Below are 18,525 nucleotides of genomic sequence, written 5' to 3'. Positions count from 1 at the left end.
GCCCCGCAGACGACTACGGAGCCCTCAATGTCCAAGCGACATCCCTCAGCAGGGCATGCCGCCACCCCGCCCGATCATGCCCGGAGGCCGACCGTGAAACCCGCACGGCCGCCCCGGCCCGCTCGGCCAAAACCTCCACCGCTTCGCAATGCGGCAGCATCCGCGACTCGTGTTCCCCCACATCGAACGCGACCCGCGCCCCCGACAGATCAGCCCCCTCCCGCAGCCGCGCCGCGATCGCCCCACCCACCGGCCCCCCCAACGGATCCGCCGCACCCATCGCATCCGGCGTCCACCAGAACGACCCCGACTGACAGGCCACACGCGACACCAACTCCGGAAACTCCAGCGCCGCGTACACCGCACTCAACCCCCCGAGGCTCTGCCCGGCGACCACCAGTCGGTCAAGGTCGGCGTTCACGCCCGACTCCGTCACCAGCGGCAGCAGTTCGTCCCGGACCGCCTCCCACAGCTCGGGTCGGCACGCGAACTCCGCCTCCCTGTCCCTGGCCGGCAGAAAGACGAGCGTGACCGGCGGCATCTCCCCACGGGCGACCGCCGAGTCGAACGCGGTCATGGCCGGGTGCAGATACAGCCAGTCGTCCCCGTCGAGCAGCAGGACCACCGGCCCGCCACCACCCGCAGGATGCACTCGCACGGTCCGCCGCCCGGCCAGCCGTTCACCGGCCCAGCGGATCCGGGTACGGGGGAGGGGCAGCACACCCTCGGCGCCGACGGCGGGCCAGTGCGGCTGGGCCGGCGCGTCCGGCGTCGCGGCGATGGACCGGTCGCCGCCGGCCCCGACCCGGTTGAGCGGATCGGCGTACGCCTCCTCGCCCACGCGGAACTGGTACGTCACCCGCAGCCGCGCGGGCATGCGCACCTCGGCGTACCAGCAGTCCGTGTCTCCGAACCGGGCCAGCGGCACGGGCTCGGACCAGCTCTCGAAGTCGACGGTCGCCGCACCGGTCCCACGCCACAGGAAGAGGGTGGTCCAGCCGCCGCCGTCGGGTATCGACGCGGGTGACCGCGCGGCCGCCCAGAACGCGTCGGTGCCAGGTGTGCCGGGCAGTCCGAACGCGGCGAACGTGTCGTCCCCCACCAACCTCATGGACGTCTCCTTGTGGAGCGAAAAGGCAGAAGGCTAAGCTCACTTGCGATTAGGCGAGCCTAACCTAATGTTCACAGGAGGTACGGCACATGAGCACCAACCCCTTCGACGACGCCGACGGCCGTTTCCTCGTCCTCGTGAACGACGAGGGCCAGCACTCGCTCTGGCCGTCCTTCGCGGATGTGCCCGGGGGGTGGACCATCGCCTTCGGGGAGAACACCCGGGACGCCTGCCTGGAGTACGTCGAGGCCAACTGGACGGATCTGCGCCCCCGTTCCCTCGCCGAGTCCATGGACGCCTGACGCCCCGATGCTCTGCACCAGACTGACGAACGCCCGCTTCGTCACCATGGACCCGGCCCACCCCGTCGCCCGTGACCTGGGCATCTGGCGGGGCCGGATCGTCGGCCTGGACGAGGCCGTGACCTCGCTGCCCGCGCGGGAGGTGATCGACCTTCAGGGCGCCACCGTTCTGCCCGGGTTCATCGACGCCCATGTGCATCTTGCCTGGACGGGCTTCAAGCAGAACACGCCGAGCATCGCGGGCCGCACGCGGATCGACGACGTGCTCGCCATCGTGGCGGATGCCGTCCGCCGTACGGCTTCGCCCGACGCCTGGGTCAGCATCGCCGGCTACGACCAGCGGGCCCTGGGCCGCCATCTGACCGCCGCCGAACTCGACCGGGTGAGCCACGGGCGCAAGGTGTTCGTGCTGCACGACTCCGGACACGGCTGCGTCGTCAACACCGCGGTCCTGGACCGGCTCCCCGCCGGCATCCCCCACGACAACGGCTTCCTCGCCGAGGGCGCGATGGGCGCCGCCCGCGCACTGCGCCTGCCGTACTCCCAGGAGGAACTCGCCGAGGCCATCGGACGCGCCGCCCGGACCTGCGTCACCGAAGGCGTCACCGCCTGCGCCGAGGCAGGCATCGGCGGCGCCCTCTTCGGGCACAGTCCCGTCGAACTCGGCGCCTACCAACTCGCCCGCGAAAGAGGTCTGTTGCCGCTGCGAGTGCAGCTCATGGTCGCCGCGGACCGCCTGCGGCCCGTCGCCACGCACGAGGCCGACGGCATTCCCCGGGCCCTCGACCTCGGCCTGCGCACGGGCTTCGGCGACGACTGGCTCTCCGTCGGCGCCCTGAAGATCTACACCGACGGCGGGATGATGGCCCGCACCGCCGCGCTGAGCAGCCCGTACGAAGGGCTGGAGCACACGGGCCAGTTGCAGGACGACCCGGAGACGCTCACCGAGACGATCGTGGCCGGCCACCTCGCCGGCTGGCAGCTCGCCGTGCACGCCATCGGCGACCGCGCCGCCGACGTCGCCCTCGACGCCCTGGAACGGGCCCAGCGCCTCCGGCCCCGCCACGGCGTCCGGCACCGTGTCGAACACGCGGGCCTCATCCGCCCCGACCAGCTCTCCCGCATGGCGCGGCTCGGCGTGAGCGCGGTCGTCCAGCCCAACTTCCTGCGCTACTTCGGCGACGACTACGCGGCGATCATGGGCGAGGAGCGGGTGCCGTGGCTGTACCGGGGCAAGGCGTTCCTGGACCACGGCATCACCCTCGTCGGCAGCTCCGACCGGCCGGTCACCGACGGATCCCCGCTGCGCGCCGTCCAGTTCATGGTCGAGCGCGCCTCCGCGTCCGGCCAGCTGATCGGCCCCGACGAGGGCGTCACCGTGGAGGAGGCGCTGCGCGCCTACACTGTGGCCGGTGCCTACTCCTGCCACTGGGAGGACAGCGCAGGCAGCCTCTCCCCGGGCAAGCGCGCCGACCTGGTCGTGCTCGGCGACGACCCGCGGAGCGTCGACACCTCCCGCATCGGCGACATCGAGGTGGTGGCGACGTACGTCGACGGCACAGCGGCGGCCCGGTGACCGACGCGACGCCGGAAGGCGATTCCCGGCTCCGTGGAGCGCCACCTCGTCGCCGGCCGGACCGCGGGTGGTGTCAGGCGCGGATGACCTCCACGCCGGCCGCCGTGAACGCCTCGGTCAGCTCGTCCGAGGCGGCCTTGTCGGTGACCAGGACGTCGATGTCCTCCACCGGGCAGATGCGGGCGAAGGCCCGCCGGCCCAGCTTGGAGGAGTCCGCGACCGCGACGACCTGCTGCGCGCGGCGGGCCAGCGCCCGGTTGATGCTTGCCTCGCCCTCGTGGTGCGCGGTCGCCCCGTGCGTCACGTCGATGGCATCCACCCCGATGAAGACCTGGTCCAGTGCGATCTCCGCGAGCAGTTCGGTGGCCAGCGGACCGATCAGCTCGTAGGACGCCGGCCTGGCCACCCCGCCCGTCACCACGAGCTTCACATGGCGCCGTACGACCAGTTCGTTGGCGATGTTCAGGGCGTTGGTCACCACGGTGACCGCCGTCTCCGTGCTGCCGGAACTCAGGTCGGCTCGGGTGGCCAGCGCCCGCGCCACCTCGGTGGTCGTGGTGCCGCCGTTGAGCCCCACCACGGCGCCGGCCTTGACCAGCCCGGCGGCCGCGTTCGCGATCCGCTCCTTCTCCGGAGCCTTGCGCGCGGCCTTGTAACGCAGGGGCAGGTCGTAGGCGATCGCGTTGATCACGGCGCCGCCGTGGGTGCGGGTGACCATCTGCTGGCGGGCAAGCTCGTCGAGGTCGCGCCTGATCGTCGCGGCGGAGACCCCCAACTCCTCGGCAGCCGGTTCGACTTCGATCCGCCCGTCGCGCGTCAGCATCTCCAGCAGCGCGCTCCACCGGGCCTGCGGTGCCGCCATCTCTCACAACTCCCTGTCGACGATTTGCGCCACGATGTGCGCACTTCCATGGAACCACAGCGCTTGATTGCGTGTTTTATGGCCCTCAAACGAGCAAAATCCAGCACGTTCCGCACGCCCTCCCCGCTGCCGCTGTCTGCAGGAACCTCTTGGCTTCCTCAAGGGGAGATTGAAGTCGCCAGGGCGGGGGGCATGGTCCGGGCAACCGGTGCGCCTGGCCCGGTGAAGGGGGGAAGTGATCGTGACTGCTTTGATCGTGGTGGCCGTTGTCATGCCACTGATGGCTGTTCTGTGTACCTGGCTCGTGCGTCGGGCTTGGCGGCGTGCCTGGGCCGATCTGGGTTGGCAGGCGGCCGGGTACGGCCGGGGGAGTGGGCAGCGGTACGGGGCGGGGCCGGCGATCAGCGGTACGGGTGCGGCATCAGCGACAGCAGGCGTCGGCACGGCGTCCAGCAGCTCGTCCTGGTACGCCGCGGGTGACGCCTGCGACCCCTCGCCGTCCGGTTCGTGCGGCGGTTCCTCCTCCTGCTCCGGCAGCGACTCGTCATCCTGCGGCAGCTCGTCGTCCTGCGGAAGCAGTTCGTCGTCCTGTGGCAGCAGTTCGTCGTCCTGTGGCAGCAGTTCGTCATCCTGCGGCAGTTCCTGTTGACGGCTGGGGTGTGCCAGCAGGCCGGGCGGTGTCCGGCCTGCTGACCTGCACCTACGGCAGGGGCCTCGCGCGCCGCCTATCGCCCTGGGGTGCTCGCGTGCCCCCCGGGCTTCCGCCGCCGGCTACTTCGTCCCGCGGTTCGCGGAGAAGGCAGGCTCTTTCCCCAGCGCTTCGATCGTCTCTTCCATTTCGCGGACCTTGCGGCGCAGTCGCACCAGCTCCTCGCGCTCGGCCGTGGTCAGCGCGCCCGCCGACCCTTGGCCTCGCTCCGCCGCCAGCTCTTCCGCAATCGCCGCCGCGAACGCGTCCACGTCGCCCTCGGTGGTGTCGAAGGAGGTCATCCAGCGGACCTCACCGGCCTGCTCGTCCCAGGTGTAGAAGCGGAAACGCTTCTGGAGACGCTCGGTGACGGCCGGCGGCAGGACGGCGAAGACCTGGTTGGCCTGCACCGGGCGGGGGATCTCGATGCCCGGCAGTTGGCGCACCGCCTCGTACAGCCGCTGGGCCATCGCGTTGGAGCGGGCCGCCGAGCGCAGCCAGAGGTCGCCGCCCAGCAGCGCCTCGAACTGCACCGACATGAAACGCATCTTGGAGCCAAGCTGCATGCTCGTCTTGCGCAGGTGAGCCATGCCGCGCACCGCGTCCTCGTTGAGCACGATCACCGCCTCGCCGAAGAGCAGCCCGTTCTTGGTCCCGCCGAGCGAGAGGACGTCCACGCCGGAGTCGGTGGTCATCTCACGCAGGGACACGCCGAGGGTGGCTGCGGCGTTGGCGAGCCGGGCGCCGTCCAGGTAGACGAGCATGCCGAGGTCGTGCGCGTGGTCGCAGATCGCACGGATCTCATCAGGCGTGTAGCAGGTGCCGAGCTCGGTGGACTGGGCGATCGAGACGACCCTGGGCCGGGCCCGGTGCTCGTCCTCGAAGCCCCATGCCTGACGGTCGATCAGCTCAGGGGTGAGCTTGCCGTCCCATGCGGGCACCGTCAGGAGTTTGATCCCGGCGACCTTCTCGGGCGCCCCGCCCTCGTCGACGTTGATGTGGGCCGACTCGGCGCAGACCACGGCGTCCCAGCGGTCGAGCATGGTCTGCAGCGCGACCACGTTCGCGCCGGTGCCGTTGAAGACCGGGTACGTGTGCGCGGTGGGGCCGAAGTGGCCGCGCACCACTTCCTGGAGGCGCTCGGTGTAGACGTCGGCGCCGTAGCTGACCTGGTGGCCGCCGTTGGCCAGGGCGATCGCCGCAAGGATCTCGGGGTGCGCACCCGCGTAGTTGTCGCTGGCGAAGCCGCGCTCGTCCGGGTCGTGTCGTCGCTGTACGGTCATGGTGCTCGCCTACTTGTTTCGGTCGGACGGGTGTGACGCATGTGGTCCGGACGGGCGCCGGCCGGTCCGCTCAGGCCGGCGCCGGCTCCGTCCGCGCGCGGGCCTTCTCCAGGCCGCGCACCAACGGCGGCGCGGCGAGCCCGAGCAGGGCGAAGAGCGCCGCGAGGACCCAGCCAGCCGGTCGCCGCCGCGCCGACGACCAGGGAGGTCATCAGCCATGGCCCGGCGAACTGCTGGAGCCCGCGCCCCAGGGAGAACACCGCCTGGTACTCCCCCTGCCGGCCCGCCGGGGCGAGCCCGAAGGACAGGCCCCAGCTCGCCGACGCCTGGCACAGCTCGCCGAGGACGAGCACCAGCGCACCGCCCAGCAGGGCCGCGCTGTCCAGGAGCACGCCGTGGCCCCCGCTCACCGCGAAGACCAGGCAGGACGCCCTCAGCGCCCACCCCGCCCAGCGCAGCATACGTGCCGCTCCCGCCGGGGTACGCGCGCCCCTGCTGACGGCGACCCAGCGCGGCGCGTCATCCGCACCAGCACAGACCTCTTGGACGTGGTACAGGAGGCCCTTGAGGATGTGAGCCGGGCGCTTCCCTCACACTGCGAACTGCTATGGGACCGTACACCGGGCAAGAGCCCTCGAAAGCCGACCGCAGACAACCCAGCCATCCCGGATGAATGGCGCCCCAAACCCGAAGCAGCCCTGTGCGCCTACCTCACACACGAGCTGACTCTGCGGCTGGCCGGCCACCGTGTCGCGGTCAACCGGGAGGTGCTGATCCATCCCACCGATCCATACGGCGCGGGCGACCGCACCGACATTCTCGTCGAGGCGATGCCCTCACCGGGTGACGACGCCTACATCACTTCAAGCGGGTCCGTAAAACTGGTCATCGAGGTCAAGGGTGCCTGGAACGACGAAGTTCCGACGGCGCAAGATGAACAGCTGGCGGGCCGGTATCTGCCCGAAGCTGGAACGGATGCAGGCATCTACATCGTTGGCTGGTATCCGATCTAGCTTTGGAATGCCAAGAGGGACAGCCGCAAGACCCAGGCGAAAAAGCTCCATCCTGACACGCTCCTGGTCGATCTACGGGACCAAGCTGCGAGCCTCTCCAAGGCGGGCCCATGTCACCTTCGATCCATGGTGATCAACGTTGCGCGGCCGTACAGACAGCAGGTGTGATGGGCAGGGCTTGGTGCGGCGCTCCCGGAGCTGCGGGACGGGAACGGACGCAGTCATCTGAGGCGCAACCTCCAGGCGACGCCCAGCGCGTCCTCCCTAGTACTCCAGCCGTAGATCGTGATCTTGTTGCTGGAGTGCGGTGGAGAGAGGCCGCCGTCGGTCGTCGACGAGATCGAGCTGGGCGGCAGAGGCGTCCGCTACTCGAGTCCTTCGAGACGGCGGGCATCTTTGATCTCGCTGATCCTGGCAGCTGTCATCGGGGTCCACTCCCTCCTCTGTCCAGCGGCATGGAGGGCTTCTCCAACCTCGCTGAGCTTCGCGGAGGACAACACGCCCGCCCGCTCGATCAGGTCGTCCCGGGCCACGGTGGTCAGCCATGTGCACGGAGTAAAGCCTGGACGCGGGAACGCGAACCGCAGCACGCCTTTGAAGGGCAGTCCTTCCGGGGCTCCTACGGCCACTTCAACGCCCAGGCCGCTGATGTCGACGCCCGCTGGTGCAACGACCTGCATCGCCTGAAACCCGGATGGCTCCTCGTCCGAAAGCAGCACGACCGGGCGTCGCTCGTCGAAGTCGACCCACCAGACTTCGCCGCGTTGCATGTGTCCTCCTGGCACGAGACGGCGGGCGAACGCTGCGTGCCCCGTGCGGGACACGGAAGGGATGCGGCCCCGTCTTCGCACGTCGTGACCGAGGGGGCCGTGAAGACGGGTGCGGCCACCGGTGATCATCGGTGTGTGAAGACTGAATATCATGCGATGACCGCGCGTCACAGCGTAGACCCATACTCCAGTGCGGTTTCGTGATCTATCCAGCAGGTTCGTCGGCTGATCGTCGTCGGTAGTGGCTGCGTCGGGCTGTTGCCTGGTGGCGTCTGCGCCAGTTGGACCAGTGCAGCAGTCTGGTCGCGGAGGTGGCTGGTGTGTTGAACGCGACGGAGAGTAGGTGGCGGATCTCCGGGACGGTCACCGTGATCGGGTCGTTGCTGCGGGTGGGGTGGTGCGGATCGGCGGGCTGGCCCGTGGCTGTGCTGGCGGCGACGGCGGTCAGGAAGGCCAGGGCGAACATGGCAAGGGTGATGTGCCGGTGCCATAAGGTCCAGTGCCTGACCTGGTAGTGGTCGAGTCCGACCTGGCTCTTGGCGGCCTGGAAGCACTCCTCGACGCTCCAGCGGGTGCCGGCCACGCGGACCAGTTCCGCCAGCGTGGCCTCGGTGGGTGACCAGCATAGGTAGAAGGCGGGTTCACCGGTGGTCCGGTTGCGGCGGATGAGCAGGTGGCGGTGGTAGCCGGTGCCGATGTGGATCCAGGCCCAGTCGTAGTAGCGCGGGCCCTTCGCACCGATCCCGGCGCTGTGCCGCTGCCAGGCCGTGGCGGGCAGACGGCTTGCGAGGACATCGGCGCGGATGGGAGTGCGGCCTTGGTTGATCCGGACCCGGGTGGAACAGGCGACGGCCATCACGTAGCCGATGCCGCGTGTCTCCTGGGCGGTGCGCAGGTGCGGGTCCTGGCCGTAGGCTTAGTCGCCGGTCACCCAGGAAGCGGTGATGCCGGCGTCCAGCGCGGCCTCGATCATCTGGCCGGCCAGGCGGGGCTTGGTCGCGAACTTCACATCGCCGGGTATCCCGGCAGCCTGGCGATGGCCGACTCGGCAACCCAACGCACACGGCCCAGGCCCGAGCCATGTGGCTGTCCGCGCCGGGCGATCTTCGGGACGATGCCGCGCTCGCGCAGCCGACGGCGGTAGCTGTCATGGTCGTAGCCGCGGTCGGCATACAACGCCCGGGGCTTGCGCCGAGGCCGGCCCCGCTTGCCCCGCACCGGCGGCACCCCGTCGACCAGCGGCAGGAGCTGCGTGACGTCGTTGCGGTGCCCGCCCGTCAACGACACCCGCAGAGGGATACCGTGCGCCTCGGTCAGCACGTGGTGCTTCGAGCCCGGCCGTGCACGGTCAGCCGGACTCGGACCGGCTTTTGGGCTGCTTCGCCCCCGCTTGGCCTGCACATGGGAAGCGTCAACGGCGACGCGGGAGAAATCCAGGCGGTCCGCCGCCCGCAACCGGTCCAGCAGCACCCGCTGGGGTTCCTCCCACACCCCGGCCTCCTGCCACTCGGCCAACCGCCGCCAGCAGGTAGGACCGGAACCGAACCCCGACTCCTGCGGCAGGTACTCCCACTGGATGCCGGTGCAGAGGACGAACAGCACACCCTGCAGGGTCTTGCGGTCATCGATCCGCTTGCGTCCCGGATGGCGGAACCGCCGCTCATGCTTCGGCAGCAGCGGCTCGATCACCGCCCACAGCTCGTCACTGATCTCCCACGGCTTCCGCCGTGCCACGGGCCACTCCCACAAAGACGGAATCACTTCCATCTCCACCGTGCCACAGGAAGATCATTCTGCAAGGACCCCTAACTCCGCTGACACAAGCTTGCCGAGGCCGAAACCGGCGGCGTCACCTTCTACCGCACCCTCCTGCATCGGCTCAGCGGTGGCGACGTCGCCCACGACTCCGGACTGACGCGAGCCGGGCCGTCCCCACCGCCGCCAGCCGCGGCCTGGCACGGACCCCCTCACAGGGCGCCGCTCCGCCCGGGATATGGCCCGGTGCCGCACCGCCCGGCCTCTGGCTCTGCACGCTTACCGAGAGGATCTATGCCTTCATCCGAACTGGACCTACGCCTGGATGGCGATGCCGCCGACGAGCGGACCGAAGAGGCGTTCTGGCACGCGATTGCAATCGAGCAGGACATGCTCACCGCGCTCGCCGAACACCACACCCCAGACGGATCCGACAGCTGGTGTGTTAACTGCACCTTCTCTGGCTTGTTGAGTGGTGGAACTGAACGCCAGGGAGGCAGAGTTGCAGGAGCGACATCGTGAGCTGATCGAGGGGCGGGCCAGCGTGCCCCGTGTCGGCTCTGTCGTCGAGCTGGAGACCGTGCATCCCCGATATGCCGTCCTCGATGCCTCCGGCGTCGTCGTCGAACACGTTGCGTCGTACCTGCGCGAGCTCGATCATCCAGCCGTCCCTGCCGGGATTCAGGGCCAACAAGTTCACGGACTACGCCGAGCCGTTCCGAATCATTCAGAAGGACCCGCGGTTGGACGAGTTCTTCAAGACGGTCGACGCCCAGCCGCACCTGCACCTAATCCACCGCCGGCGGGCGAAGTTCGACCTCACTGCGCGCTCACCACGCAGGGCATCGCACTGGAACACCTGACGCCGTCCGCCCTGCTGCACTACTCGCTGGAGAACAAGCAGCTCGGCCTCACTCCCGGCGCCATCAATAACACCACCCGCTTCGCAGCCCTGGGCGCCTGGGAGATCTTGCATCGCATGGGGCACTTCCCGGCCGCCGACCCGGGCTCAACCACCTGGCCGTCCACGTCGAGGACGCCGCCGCCATCGAGAAGCTGGTCATCGAGGCGGCCCAGCACGGGTGGAGCCTGATGTTCCCCGAGCTCCACCCGCACGCCGGCGGAGACCAGCACTTCGCGGCCTACCTGGAGAACGACGACGGCTTCGAGGTCGAGCTCGTCGCGATCAACTCACCCAAGTGATGGTGAGCTCAACTGATCCACAGGTATTGACAATTACTCGTGATCGCAGCGGCTTAAAGCGCATGTACGAGGAGCGTCAGGATAGAGCCACGCAGGACCGTCCTGGCTGAACAGTGCACTGGCCCCCATCTGATGTCTCGAACGCTGTGGTACTTACCGTCGCCACGAGATACCTGGCGTCGATAGACTGTCATCTCCCAAGTTGCAGGGTGGACCGAGATGGCCATGCACCGAAGAGCCATACTCTTCAGCGTCGTTGTCGGAGTTGTGATCGCTTGCCTGTCGATCCTTTCGGCGACTGCGAGCCAGGACGCTCGTGACGGAGATGGGCAAGGGGGGCGGTTCGAGGTGACAGATGGCCAGGGACGCACTCCCTCGGCCAACCCTCGCACCGCCGGGGAGCGCGAAGCCTGGACTCAGGACGAGACGCCCGAACAGGCGCGGAGGCGAATTGATTACCTTCAGAGTCTTGAGTCGAGTCGTCCAAGCGGCAGTCGCTAAGCCCCGGCGATACAACGCTGAGGCGGTGCACCGCCAGTCTCTGATGACGCGAGTCCCAGCGGCGCCGCGATTGAGACAATTTCCCGGTGTGCTCGCGTACCGGGAGGGCGCGGGCTCGATGTGACGGCCCCTCCCCAGAGGTTGGCCAGTCGGCCCCAAGGGTGCTACTCAACACCAGTGGGCCACCCGCCTGACGTGCGGCCGGGTGAGTCGATCACCCGGCCCGCTTCAGTTGCCGACCGGGACGCCTGGCAGGTAATCGAGCCTGGTGAAGGCCGAGCGTTGCACCTCAGCACCAGACCTTGGCCGACGCCCGTGACCTGGCCGTAGCCAACGCTGCCACCCCTTGATCTCAATGCGCGGGCGGTCTGCGCCTTCTCCATGGTGATCTTGCAAACCCGAGCCATATAAGTCTGCGTGAATTCGATCAACCCTTCCGTCTTTGTGGCGCTCTTGTGTGAAGATCAGCTCGCGTCATCGGCATTTGCCTATGGCGTACTTCGGCTTGCCTGAAAAGTGTGGAGGGATTCCGCTTGCGAAGATCCAGAACGCTCGAGAACCGAAGATCGACATGGCTGACTGTGATCATGTTCTCCGTCCTGTTATCCCTGATGGCCCCTGCGGCTCACGCACGGGAAGAAGGGAAGCACGCCGGCCAGTTCACCGTCACAAACCTTGATGGGAGCCCCATCAAGTGGCCGGAAGCTCCGCACAACCTCAAGGAGCGCGCCAAGCGATCCCAGCAGGAGGCGCCAGCGCGACTCCTGAAGAGGAACAAGTATGTGGAGAATATCCAGCAAGACAAGGAATTCGGACCTCGGAGCGCGGGAGACTTCCCCTCCGCGTCGATGACGGACTGCTATAACGCTCCGTACGATGGCAGGACATTCCTCACCATGAGCCACTGGCAGTGGTGTAGCACATTCATCGGCAGCTACTCCTCCTACGAAAACCGACGCCGCGCCGGAACTGTGGCGCAGATCTAGTGGATCTTCTGCTGCTCCAGCCACTTGAAGACGTCGGTCTTCTTGTAAAGAACCTTGGCATTCCTGCCACGACCGAGCTTGTAGCCCTTCAGCCCCAGCTTCGACGCTTCTCCGCAGACCCAGCTGGTGGACATGCTGAGCAGCCTTGCAACCTCAGACGTGTCGATGAGGACAGGCTCCACTCGGCGGCCATCGCACGGCGGAATGGATCGGCGGGAGACTTCGTCGGCAGCGTCGCGGGGCTTCAAGGCCGGCTTGCTCCCTGACATCGGCCGGAAGCGCAATTGTGGCTTCGGCTCGACATTTGTTTCTCGAGGTTGGGTGGCGCCCGTCGTGTGCCATCGCCAAGCGTCACCGCGAGGGCGAAACAATGATCAGGAACATCTCCGGTTTGGCTAACCGGCGATGCGCGGCTATGTCGCGCGCCGCCGGATCAGACGACGGATCTTGTTCGACCTGATGGTCGGGTGGTCGAGCCCTGCTGTGGCGATCGTCACGAGAGTCTTCGGGGGCTGTTGCGTACCCTGATCGCGGCCGTTCGTGAGGGGCGGCCCCGGGGAGTGAGGGCGACCCCGGCCGCTCCTCCAGGCGCCTGATACATCGTCAGAAAAGTCAGCATTGGGTCAGCAGGAGTCCTGAAAAACCTAGGGAAAGCTGCCCGAGGATGCGACTCGTTGTAGGGTATGGAAACAGCCCTTGACCTGCAAAAACGCAGGCAGGGAGCCTACTTGTGGGAGTACCCCGATGTTGCGTACCATGTTCAAGTCCAAGATCCACCGCGCCACCGTCACCCAGGCCGACCTGCACTACGTGGGATCGGTGACCATCGACGCCGACCTGCTCGACGCCGCCGACCTCCTGCCCGGCGAGCTCGTTCACATCGTGGACATCACCAACGGCGCCCGGCTGGAGACGTACGTCATCGAGGGCGAGCGCGGGTCCGGCGTGATCGGGATCAACGGGGCCGCCGCCCATCTGGTCCACCCCGGCGATCTGGTGATCATCATCAGTTACGCCCAGGTGACGGACGCCGAGGCCCGGGCACTCACCCCCCGGGTCGTGCACGTGGACAGCGGCAACCGGATCGTGGACCTCGGCGCCGACCCGTCCGAGCCGGTACCTGGTTCGGACCAGCAGCGCAGTCCGCAGGCCGTCCGGGCCTGACCGGCGTAGAGGGGACAGGAGCGTGTCCATATGAGGGACCTGGTGATCCGCGACGACCGCGAGGCGGGCCGCCTGGAGGCGGTGTCCGGCGGTGAAGTCGTCGGCCGCGTCGAGTACTTCGTCCTCGACAGCCCCGAACGCGCGCTCGTGCCCGTGCACACGATCGTCGAACCGGCCCACGAAGGTCAGGGCATCGCGCGTGCGCTGGCGCGAGAGCTCTACGGCATCGCGGCCCGCGAGCACAGCGCCGTCGCCCCGCTCTGCCCCTATGTCGCCAAGTGGTCCGAACGCCACCCCGACGAGGCCCCACCGGCAGATCAGGCCCTCCTGTCCGCGGCGAAGGACTGGCTGGCCGAACACCCCGGCCGTTTCTGACTCCCGGATCCGGACTCCCGGATCCGGACTCCCGAGCCGGGACACGTGGTGCCCGGACCCGCCCCCCGCTACCTCCACCTGGCCGCTCCCCGTCCTGCGCGGGGGTGACTGGGGAAGGAGCCGACGGGTAGGCGGGGGAGTAGTCCAGAGCCGGAGTCGAGCGACTGGCTGGAGGACCTCATGACGAATCCGTATCCCGACCCCGTTCCGCCGGGGCCGACGCCGGGCCCCGAGCCCCAGCCCCCGGAGCCGCACCCCGATCCGGTGCCGAACCCGCAGCCGCCGCCGGGCCCGGAGCCGACCCCGCCGCCCCCGGCCCCGGTCCCGCCCCCGGGTCCGACGCCCCCCGGGCCGACTCCACCGACACCCCCGGGCCCCGACCCGGTGCCGGGACCCGACCCGTCCCCGATCCCGCCGGGACCGGAACCCGTACCGAACCCCGAACCGGGCCCGCCGCTGTCCTGAGCGGCGGCAGGAGAACCCGCACGAGAACGGGGCCGGTGGACAGCCGTCGCAGCTGTCCACCGGCCCCGTGCCGTTTCCGTCAGCGCGGAAGCGCCTGCGCTACGCGGAGACCTCCGACCGGTCCCCGCCCCACAGCGTGTGGAACGACCCGTCCCGGTCCACCCTCCGATAGGTGTGCGCACCGAAGTAGTCCCGCTGCCCCTGCGTCAGCGCCGCCGGCAGCCGCTCCGCGCGCAGGGCGTCGTAGTAGGCGAGCGCCGCGGCGAAACCGGGCGTCGGCACGCCCTGACGGGTGGCCGCGACCAGCACCTCGCGCCAGTCGTCCTGGGCGTCCGCGATCTCCCGCGCGAACGTCGCGTCCGACAGCAGGCTCGGCAGATCCGGCCGGGTGTCGTAGGCGGAGCGGATCCGGTCAAGGAAGGCCGCGCGGATGATGCAGCCGCCACGCCACAGCGCGGACACCGCACCGAGGTCGATGTCCCAGCCGTACTCGTCGCGCGCCGCGTCGATCTCGTGGAAGCCCTGCGTGTACGACACGATCTTCGACGCGTACAGCGCCTGCTCCACCCGGTCGGCGAAGGCTCGGGCCTCCGCCTCGCTGAGCGGCTTCGCCGTCGGGCCGGCCAGCCCGCGCGAGGCCTCGCGCAGCGCCGCGTGGCCCGACAGCGAACGGGCGAAGACCGCCTCGGCGATACCGGACACCGGCACACCCAGGTCGAGCGCGATCTGCACGGTCCAGCGGCCGGTGCCCTTCTGCTCGGCCTGGTCCACCACCACGTCCACGAACGGCTCGCCCGTCTGCGCGTCGACGTGCGAGAGCACCTCGGCCGTGATCTCGATCAGGTACGAGTCGAGGCGGCCCTGGTTCCAGGTGCGGAAGATCTCCGCGATCTGGGCGGGGGAGTACCCGGCGACATCGCGCAGCAGCTGGTACGCCTCGCCGATGAGCTGCATGTCCGCGTACTCGATGCCGTTGTGCACCATCTTCACGAAGTGCCCGGCACCGTCCGGACCGACGTGCGAGACGCACGGCGAACCGTCGGCCGCCTTGGCCGAGATCTTCTCCAGCATCGGGCCCAGCGAGTCGTACGACTCCTTCGGGCCGCCCGGCATGATGCTCGGCCCGTTGAGCGCGCCCTCCTCACCGCCGGACACTCCCATGCCGACGAAGTGGATGCCCTGCTCGCGCAGGTCGCGCTCCCGGCGCCGGGTGTCCGCGAAGTGCGCGTTGCCGCCGTCGATGATCATGTCGCCGGGCTCCAGCAGCGGGGCGAACTCCTGGATCACCGCGTCCGTCGGCTCACCGGCCTTCACCATCACGACCAGCCGCCGCGGCCGCTCCAGCGCGGCCACGAACTCCTTGGCGGTCTCGCACGCGACGAACTCCCCCTCCCCGCCGAACTCCTCGACCAGGGCGCGCGTGCGCGAGGGCGTCCGGTTGTGCACCGCCACCGTGTAGCCGTTGCGGGCGAAGTTGCGGGCGAGGTTGCGGCCCATGACCGCGAGACCCGTGACGCCGATCTGCGCTGTACTGCTCATTCGGTTGGCTCCTAAAGACCTCGGTATCGGTGCTGCGGACGGTGTCGACCAGCGTGTCCACCAGCGTCCACCAGCATGCCCCCGTCGCCCATCCTGACGTGCCGCTCCTACGTCCGCACGCGCGGGTCGTACGACGTCGCGCCCGCAGATACGCACAAGAGCCCCCGTCGCACTCACCCGAGGTACGCGTCCCCGCGTGCGCCGCACCCGCGCACCGGGTGACGTACACGGTGCACCGCCGAGGCGCACGACGCGCAACAGGGGCCTCATCCCGGCCATTTGGGCAACCGGGCGGCCGATAGCCGCCTTGTCCTGGCCGGTTCGCAGCGCTTACTTTTGCCCCTCCTGACGCATGTCTAGGGGGGCTCTCGATGGCCGTACGCGGCCGGCATCGCCGGCATCAGCCGAACAGGATCAACCGCGCCTCACTCACCGTCACGGCGGGCGGCGCGGGCATGGCGCTCCCGTTCATGGGCGCCGGCACCGCCCAGGCGGCGGACGTGGACACCTGGAACAAGGTCGCCGCCTGCGAGTCGAGCAACGACTGGAACATCAACACCGGCAACGGGTTCTACGGCGGGCTCCAGTTCACGCAGTCCACCTGGGAGGCGTACGGGGGCCGGGCCTACGCGGCGCGCGCGGACCTGGCCACCAAGAACCAGCAGATCGCCGTCGCCGAGAAGGTGCTCGACGGGCAGGGCCCGGGCGCCTGGCCGGTGTGCTCCGCACGGGCCGGACTGACCCGGGGCGGAGCCGAGCCCGACATCCGGCCGGCCGCCGAGGGCACGAGGAAGAGCGAGAAGGCGGACCGGAAGCAGAGGCCGAAGACCTCCATCGAGGACGTACGGCCGCAGTCCACGCCGCAGTCGCGGGCCGGCAGCGCCGAGATGTACACGGTGGTGCGGGGCGACACGCTCTCCGGGATCGCGGAGGAGCGTCAGGTGCGGGGCGGCTGGCGAGGTCTGTACGCCGCCAACCGCGCGGCCATAGGGGGCGATCCCGATCTGATCGTGCCCGGCCAGCGGCTCGCGCTGCGCGGCGAGGGCGCCACGAAGACGCGTCCCGCGCCCGAGCGTGCCGCGACCCCGTCGGCCGAGCCGTCGACGAAGAAGCCGGCGAAGAAACCGTCATCGAAAGCCCCGGACCGTGCCGAGGACCGTTCCAAGGCGGAGAGCAAGGAGCGCGCCGCACGGTCCACGGCCACCCGGGAAGGCCTGGTCGCCCCCGTCAACGCCTCCCTGGGGACGCCCTACCGCAAGGCGGGCTCGTCCTGGTCGAAGGGCTACCACACCGGCGTCGACTTCCCCGTGCCCACCGGCACGTCCGTGAAGTCGGTCGCCTCGGGCAGTGTCGTCAGCGCGGGGTGGGGCGGCTCGTACGGCTACCAGGTCGTGATCCGGCACGGCGACGGCCGCTACAGCCAGTACGCCCACCTGTCGGCGATCTCCGTGCGGGACGGGCAGACAGTGAGCGCGGGCCAGCGCATCGGCCGCTCCGGCTCCACCGGGAACAGCTCGGGCCCGCATCTGCACTTCGAAGTGCGGACGGGGCCCGGTTTCGGCTCGGACGTCGACCCCATCGCCTACCTGAGGGCCGGCGGCGTCAGGATCTGATACGCGTGCGGTGCCGGTCCACCGTGGGCATCGGCACGTACGGGATGCCGTAGGAGACAGCGTAGGAGAGCGGGCGTTCCCCGCTCTCGTACGCGACGTCCGGTCCTCCGGCCTCGGTCTCACCAGTACCGGCACCGGCAACCGCAGGCACCGGCACGTCCCCTGACGCCCCTCGGCCGGCCTCGGCACCCATCGCCCTGGGCGGCGCCCCCACGGCGACGGGCGGCGCACCCACGGTCCCGGGCAGCGACGCGCCCACGGGCTCGGGAAGCAGCGAGTCCACGGTCTCGGGAAGCAGCGCGTCCACCGGCGACCCGGCGACCTCCAGCCCGGCGGCTCCCGCACGCTCCGGCTGGGCGTGGGCGAGCCGTTCCGTCGTCAGCAGGATCAGGCCGCCCGCCGCCACCACGCCGCAGCTGAGGGCCAGCGCCGTGCCCGTCGTGCCGTAGCGGAAGGTTTCGCCGAACATCGTGATGCCGACCGCGGCCGCCACCACCGGGTTCACGACCGTCAGCGTGGCCAGCGGGGCCGCGAGGCCGGCACCCCGGTACGCGGCCTGCGACAGCAGCATGCCCGCCGTGGCCAGGACACCGATCACGGCGAGGGACGGCACGTCCGCCGCCGACACACCGCCGGTCCAGTCGACCGCGACGGTCTTGGTGAACACCGAGGACATGCCGAACGCGATACCCGAGGCCGTCGCCAGCAGCATGCTGCGGACCGCCGCGTGCCGGTGCGCGGCCCGGCCGGCGATCATCAGCGCCACGACCACACCCGCCGTGACCAGGGCCACGGCCACCCGCTGCGCCGTGTCCAGCGACCGCGCGTCGGACGCGGCGACCAGGGACAGCAGACCCGCGAGCCCCACCGTCGCCATGATCGCGCCCCGCCACGCCGTGGCACCGGCCCTGCGGCCGACGAACAGCGCAGCCATCGGCAGGGCCACCACGATGGTCAGCGCGCCGAGCGGCTGCACCAGACTGAGCGGACCGTACGCCAGCGCCACCACGTGCAGCAGACCGCCGAGGCCGTTCAGCGCGACCGCCGCCCACCAGCCCGGCCGCCGCAGCGGCGCGTACTGCTCGTCCGGCGAGGACTCCGCCACCCGCTCCTGCACGATCGCCCCGCCCGCGTAGGCGAACGCGGACACCAGAGACAGCAGCACGGACAACGCGAGGGCGCTCATCGGCTGCTCCTCTGCGTCAGGCGGGGGCGCTCGGCCCGGCGCGGCGAAAGGTGGGCTTTCATGACCAACACCCTGCCGTGTCCGGGTCTTCCCGTCGTCGTCCCTGAGCACTCATTGGGTCCTACTGCCGATG

At 69.6% G+C, this 18,525-nt stretch carries 19 protein-coding genes and 1 pseudogene; 10 read left to right on the top strand and 10 right to left on the bottom strand.

The window, feature by feature from the left end:
• Window positions 1-13 precede the first annotated feature (13 nt).
• Window positions 14-1,111, bottom strand: coding sequence for an alpha/beta hydrolase-fold protein (locus ACIBL4_RS02110; protein WP_399405570.1), 1,098 nt, complete (start codon window positions 1,109-1,111; stop codon window positions 14-16).
• Between the two features lie 89 nt (window positions 1,112-1,200).
• Between ACIBL4_RS02110 and ACIBL4_RS02105 the strand changes: the two genes are divergently transcribed.
• Window positions 1,201-1,413, top strand: a complete 213-nt coding sequence (locus tag ACIBL4_RS02105; RefSeq protein ID WP_399405568.1) for an MbtH family protein — start codon at window positions 1,201-1,203, stop codon at window positions 1,411-1,413.
• Between the two features lie 7 nt (window positions 1,414-1,420).
• Window positions 1,421-2,989 (top strand): amidohydrolase, encoded by a 1,569-nt coding sequence (locus tag ACIBL4_RS02100; RefSeq protein WP_399405566.1) that lies wholly within the window; start codon window positions 1,421-1,423, stop codon window positions 2,987-2,989.
• Between the two features lie 73 nt (window positions 2,990-3,062).
• Here ACIBL4_RS02100 and ACIBL4_RS02095 read toward each other — a convergent pair whose 3' ends face one another.
• Window positions 3,063-3,851 (bottom strand): DeoR/GlpR family DNA-binding transcription regulator, encoded by a 789-nt coding sequence (locus ACIBL4_RS02095; RefSeq protein WP_399405564.1) that lies wholly within the window; start codon window positions 3,849-3,851, stop codon window positions 3,063-3,065.
• Window positions 3,852-4,358: 507 nt separating this feature from the next.
• Here ACIBL4_RS02095 and ACIBL4_RS02090 point away from each other — a divergent pair.
• Window positions 4,359-4,544: a hypothetical protein gene (locus ACIBL4_RS02090; protein ID WP_399405562.1), complete on the top strand. Its 186-nt coding sequence runs from the start codon at window positions 4,359-4,361 to the stop codon at window positions 4,542-4,544.
• Between the two features lie 78 nt (window positions 4,545-4,622).
• On the opposite strand, the gene ACIBL4_RS02085 is transcribed toward ACIBL4_RS02090, so the two are convergent.
• Both ACIBL4_RS02085 and ACIBL4_RS02080 read right to left on the bottom strand, forming a co-directional pair.
• The gene (locus ACIBL4_RS02085; protein ID WP_399405560.1) at window positions 4,623-5,822 is read right to left on the bottom strand and encodes a threonine aldolase family protein; all 1,200 of its coding nucleotides are present in this window, start codon (window positions 5,820-5,822) and stop codon (window positions 4,623-4,625) included.
• Window positions 5,819-6,283, bottom strand: a complete 465-nt coding sequence (locus tag ACIBL4_RS02080) for a hypothetical protein (protein WP_399405558.1) — start codon at window positions 6,281-6,283, stop codon at window positions 5,819-5,821. The genes ACIBL4_RS02085 and ACIBL4_RS02080 overlap by 4 nt, the downstream gene beginning before the upstream one ends.
• 81 nt (window positions 6,284-6,364) lie before the next feature.
• Between ACIBL4_RS02080 and ACIBL4_RS02075 the strand changes: the two genes are divergently transcribed.
• Entirely contained in the window at window positions 6,365-6,835 is a 471-nt protein-coding gene (locus tag ACIBL4_RS02075) for a hypothetical protein (RefSeq protein ID WP_399405556.1), read from the top strand.
• A 365-nt stretch (window positions 6,836-7,200) separates the two neighbouring features.
• Here ACIBL4_RS02075 and ACIBL4_RS02070 read toward each other — a convergent pair whose 3' ends face one another.
• From ACIBL4_RS02070 to ACIBL4_RS02060, 3 genes and pseudogenes are all read right to left on the bottom strand, one after another.
• Window positions 7,201-7,605 carry a type II toxin-antitoxin system PemK/MazF family toxin gene (locus ACIBL4_RS02070; protein ID WP_399405554.1) on the bottom strand — a complete coding sequence of 135 codons (405 nt, stop codon included), beginning with the start codon at window positions 7,603-7,605 and terminating at the stop codon, window positions 7,201-7,203.
• 205 nt (window positions 7,606-7,810) lie between these two features.
• A complete protein-coding gene (locus tag ACIBL4_RS02065; RefSeq protein ID WP_399405552.1) occupies window positions 7,811-8,461 on the bottom strand; it encodes a hypothetical protein in 651 nt (216 codons plus the stop codon).
• A 164-nt stretch (window positions 8,462-8,625) separates the two neighbouring features.
• A pseudogene (locus ACIBL4_RS02060) lies at window positions 8,626-9,372 on the bottom strand (IS5 family transposase); the annotation flags it as partial.
• A gap of 282 nt (window positions 9,373-9,654) precedes the next feature.
• On the opposite strand from ACIBL4_RS02060, the gene ACIBL4_RS02055 reads away from it, so the two are divergent.
• The 3 genes from ACIBL4_RS02055 to ACIBL4_RS02045 all read left to right on the top strand — a co-directional run bounded on the left by ACIBL4_RS02055 (window position 9,655) and on the right by ACIBL4_RS02045 (window position 12,050).
• Entirely contained in the window at window positions 9,655-9,882 is a 228-nt protein-coding gene (locus tag ACIBL4_RS02055) for a hypothetical protein (RefSeq protein ID WP_399405550.1), read from the top strand.
• Window positions 9,883-9,965: 83 nt separating this feature from the next.
• Window positions 9,966-10,223, top strand: a complete 258-nt coding sequence (locus tag ACIBL4_RS02050) for a hypothetical protein (RefSeq protein WP_399405548.1) — start codon at window positions 9,966-9,968, stop codon at window positions 10,221-10,223.
• Between the two features lie 1,428 nt (window positions 10,224-11,651).
• Window positions 11,652-12,050: a hypothetical protein gene (locus tag ACIBL4_RS02045; protein WP_399405546.1), complete on the top strand. Its 399-nt coding sequence runs from the start codon at window positions 11,652-11,654 to the stop codon at window positions 12,048-12,050.
• Here the strand turns inward: ACIBL4_RS02045 and ACIBL4_RS02040 are convergent.
• Window positions 12,047-12,184, bottom strand: a complete 138-nt coding sequence (locus ACIBL4_RS02040; RefSeq protein ID WP_399405544.1) for a hypothetical protein — start codon at window positions 12,182-12,184, stop codon at window positions 12,047-12,049. The two genes, ACIBL4_RS02045 and ACIBL4_RS02040, sit on opposite strands and share 4 nt — an antisense overlap.
• 610 nt (window positions 12,185-12,794) lie before the next feature.
• On the opposite strand from ACIBL4_RS02040, the gene panD reads away from it, so the two are divergent.
• Window positions 12,795-13,214 carry an aspartate 1-decarboxylase gene (gene panD / locus ACIBL4_RS02035; protein ID WP_399405542.1) on the top strand — a complete coding sequence of 140 codons (420 nt, stop codon included), beginning with the start codon at window positions 12,795-12,797 and terminating at the stop codon, window positions 13,212-13,214.
• A 30-nt stretch (window positions 13,215-13,244) separates the two neighbouring features.
• Window positions 13,245-13,589, top strand: a complete 345-nt coding sequence (locus tag ACIBL4_RS02030) for a GNAT family N-acetyltransferase (RefSeq protein WP_399405539.1) — start codon at window positions 13,245-13,247, stop codon at window positions 13,587-13,589.
• 564 nt (window positions 13,590-14,153) lie between these two features.
• Here ACIBL4_RS02030 and gndA read toward each other — a convergent pair.
• Window positions 14,154-15,593 (bottom strand): NADP-dependent phosphogluconate dehydrogenase, encoded by a 1,440-nt coding sequence (gene gndA, locus ACIBL4_RS02025; RefSeq protein WP_399405537.1) that lies wholly within the window; start codon window positions 15,591-15,593, stop codon window positions 14,154-14,156.
• Between the two features lie 371 nt (window positions 15,594-15,964).
• Between gndA and ACIBL4_RS02020 the strand changes: the two genes are divergently transcribed.
• Window positions 15,965-17,206, top strand: coding sequence for a transglycosylase family protein (locus tag ACIBL4_RS02020; protein WP_399405535.1), 1,242 nt, complete (start codon window positions 15,965-15,967; stop codon window positions 17,204-17,206).
• On the opposite strand, the gene ACIBL4_RS02015 is transcribed toward ACIBL4_RS02020, so the two are convergent.
• Complete coding sequence (locus ACIBL4_RS02015; RefSeq protein ID WP_399405532.1) at window positions 17,196-18,392, bottom strand: DMT family transporter; 1,197 nt, start codon at window positions 18,390-18,392, stop codon at window positions 17,196-17,198. The two genes, ACIBL4_RS02020 and ACIBL4_RS02015, sit on opposite strands and share 11 nt — an antisense overlap.
• Between the last annotated feature and the right edge of the window lie 133 nt (window positions 18,393-18,525).

The organism is Streptomyces sp. NPDC050416, from assembly GCF_044458845.1.
Lineage (GTDB): Bacteria > Actinomycetota > Actinomycetes > Streptomycetales > Streptomycetaceae > Streptomyces.
Note: the sequence above shows the minus strand (reverse complement) of the source record. Positions and strands in the feature narration are given on the sequence as shown.

What these genes read in the sequence shown, in the direction of transcription:
- ACIBL4_RS02110 (WP_399405570.1), bottom strand. Translation starts at nt 1,111, where the DNA reads ATGAGGTTGGTGGGGGACGACACGTTCGCCGCGTTCGGACTGCCCGGC.
- ACIBL4_RS02040 (WP_399405544.1), bottom strand. Translation starts at nt 12,184, where the DNA reads ATGTCCACCAGCTGGGTCTGCGGAGAAGCGTCGAAGCTGGGGCTGAAG.
- ACIBL4_RS02105 (WP_399405568.1), top strand. Translation starts at nt 1,201, where the DNA reads ATGAGCACCAACCCCTTCGACGACGCCGACGGCCGTTTCCTCGTCCTC.
- ACIBL4_RS02065 (WP_399405552.1), bottom strand. Translation starts at nt 8,461, where the DNA reads ATGGCCGTCGCCTGTTCCACCCGGGTCCGGATCAACCAAGGCCGCACT.
- ACIBL4_RS02095 (WP_399405564.1), bottom strand. Translation starts at nt 3,851, where the DNA reads ATGGCGGCACCGCAGGCCCGGTGGAGCGCGCTGCTGGAGATGCTGACG.
- ACIBL4_RS02045 (WP_399405546.1), top strand. Translation starts at nt 11,652, where the DNA reads ATGTTCTCCGTCCTGTTATCCCTGATGGCCCCTGCGGCTCACGCACGG.
- ACIBL4_RS02055 (WP_399405550.1), top strand. Translation starts at nt 9,655, where the DNA reads ATGCCTTCATCCGAACTGGACCTACGCCTGGATGGCGATGCCGCCGAC.
- panD (WP_399405542.1), top strand. Translation starts at nt 12,795, where the DNA reads ATGTTGCGTACCATGTTCAAGTCCAAGATCCACCGCGCCACCGTCACC.
- ACIBL4_RS02015 (WP_399405532.1), bottom strand. Translation starts at nt 18,392, where the DNA reads ATGAGCGCCCTCGCGTTGTCCGTGCTGCTGTCTCTGGTGTCCGCGTTC.
- gndA (WP_399405537.1), bottom strand. Translation starts at nt 15,593, where the DNA reads ATGAGCAGTACAGCGCAGATCGGCGTCACGGGTCTCGCGGTCATGGGC.
- ACIBL4_RS02050 (WP_399405548.1), top strand. Translation starts at nt 9,966, where the DNA reads ATGCCTCCGGCGTCGTCGTCGAACACGTTGCGTCGTACCTGCGCGAGC.
- ACIBL4_RS02085 (WP_399405560.1), bottom strand. Translation starts at nt 5,822, where the DNA reads ATGACCGTACAGCGACGACACGACCCGGACGAGCGCGGCTTCGCCAGC.
- ACIBL4_RS02030 (WP_399405539.1), top strand. Translation starts at nt 13,245, where the DNA reads ATGAGGGACCTGGTGATCCGCGACGACCGCGAGGCGGGCCGCCTGGAG.
- ACIBL4_RS02070 (WP_399405554.1), bottom strand. Translation starts at nt 7,605, where the DNA reads ATGCAACGCGGCGAAGTCTGGTGGGTCGACTTCGACGAGCGACGCCCG.
- ACIBL4_RS02020 (WP_399405535.1), top strand. Translation starts at nt 15,965, where the DNA reads ATGGCCGTACGCGGCCGGCATCGCCGGCATCAGCCGAACAGGATCAAC.
- ACIBL4_RS02100 (WP_399405566.1), top strand. Translation starts at nt 1,421, where the DNA reads ATGCTCTGCACCAGACTGACGAACGCCCGCTTCGTCACCATGGACCCG.
- ACIBL4_RS02080 (WP_399405558.1), bottom strand. Translation starts at nt 6,283, where the DNA reads ATGCTGCGCTGGGCGGGGTGGGCGCTGAGGGCGTCCTGCCTGGTCTTC.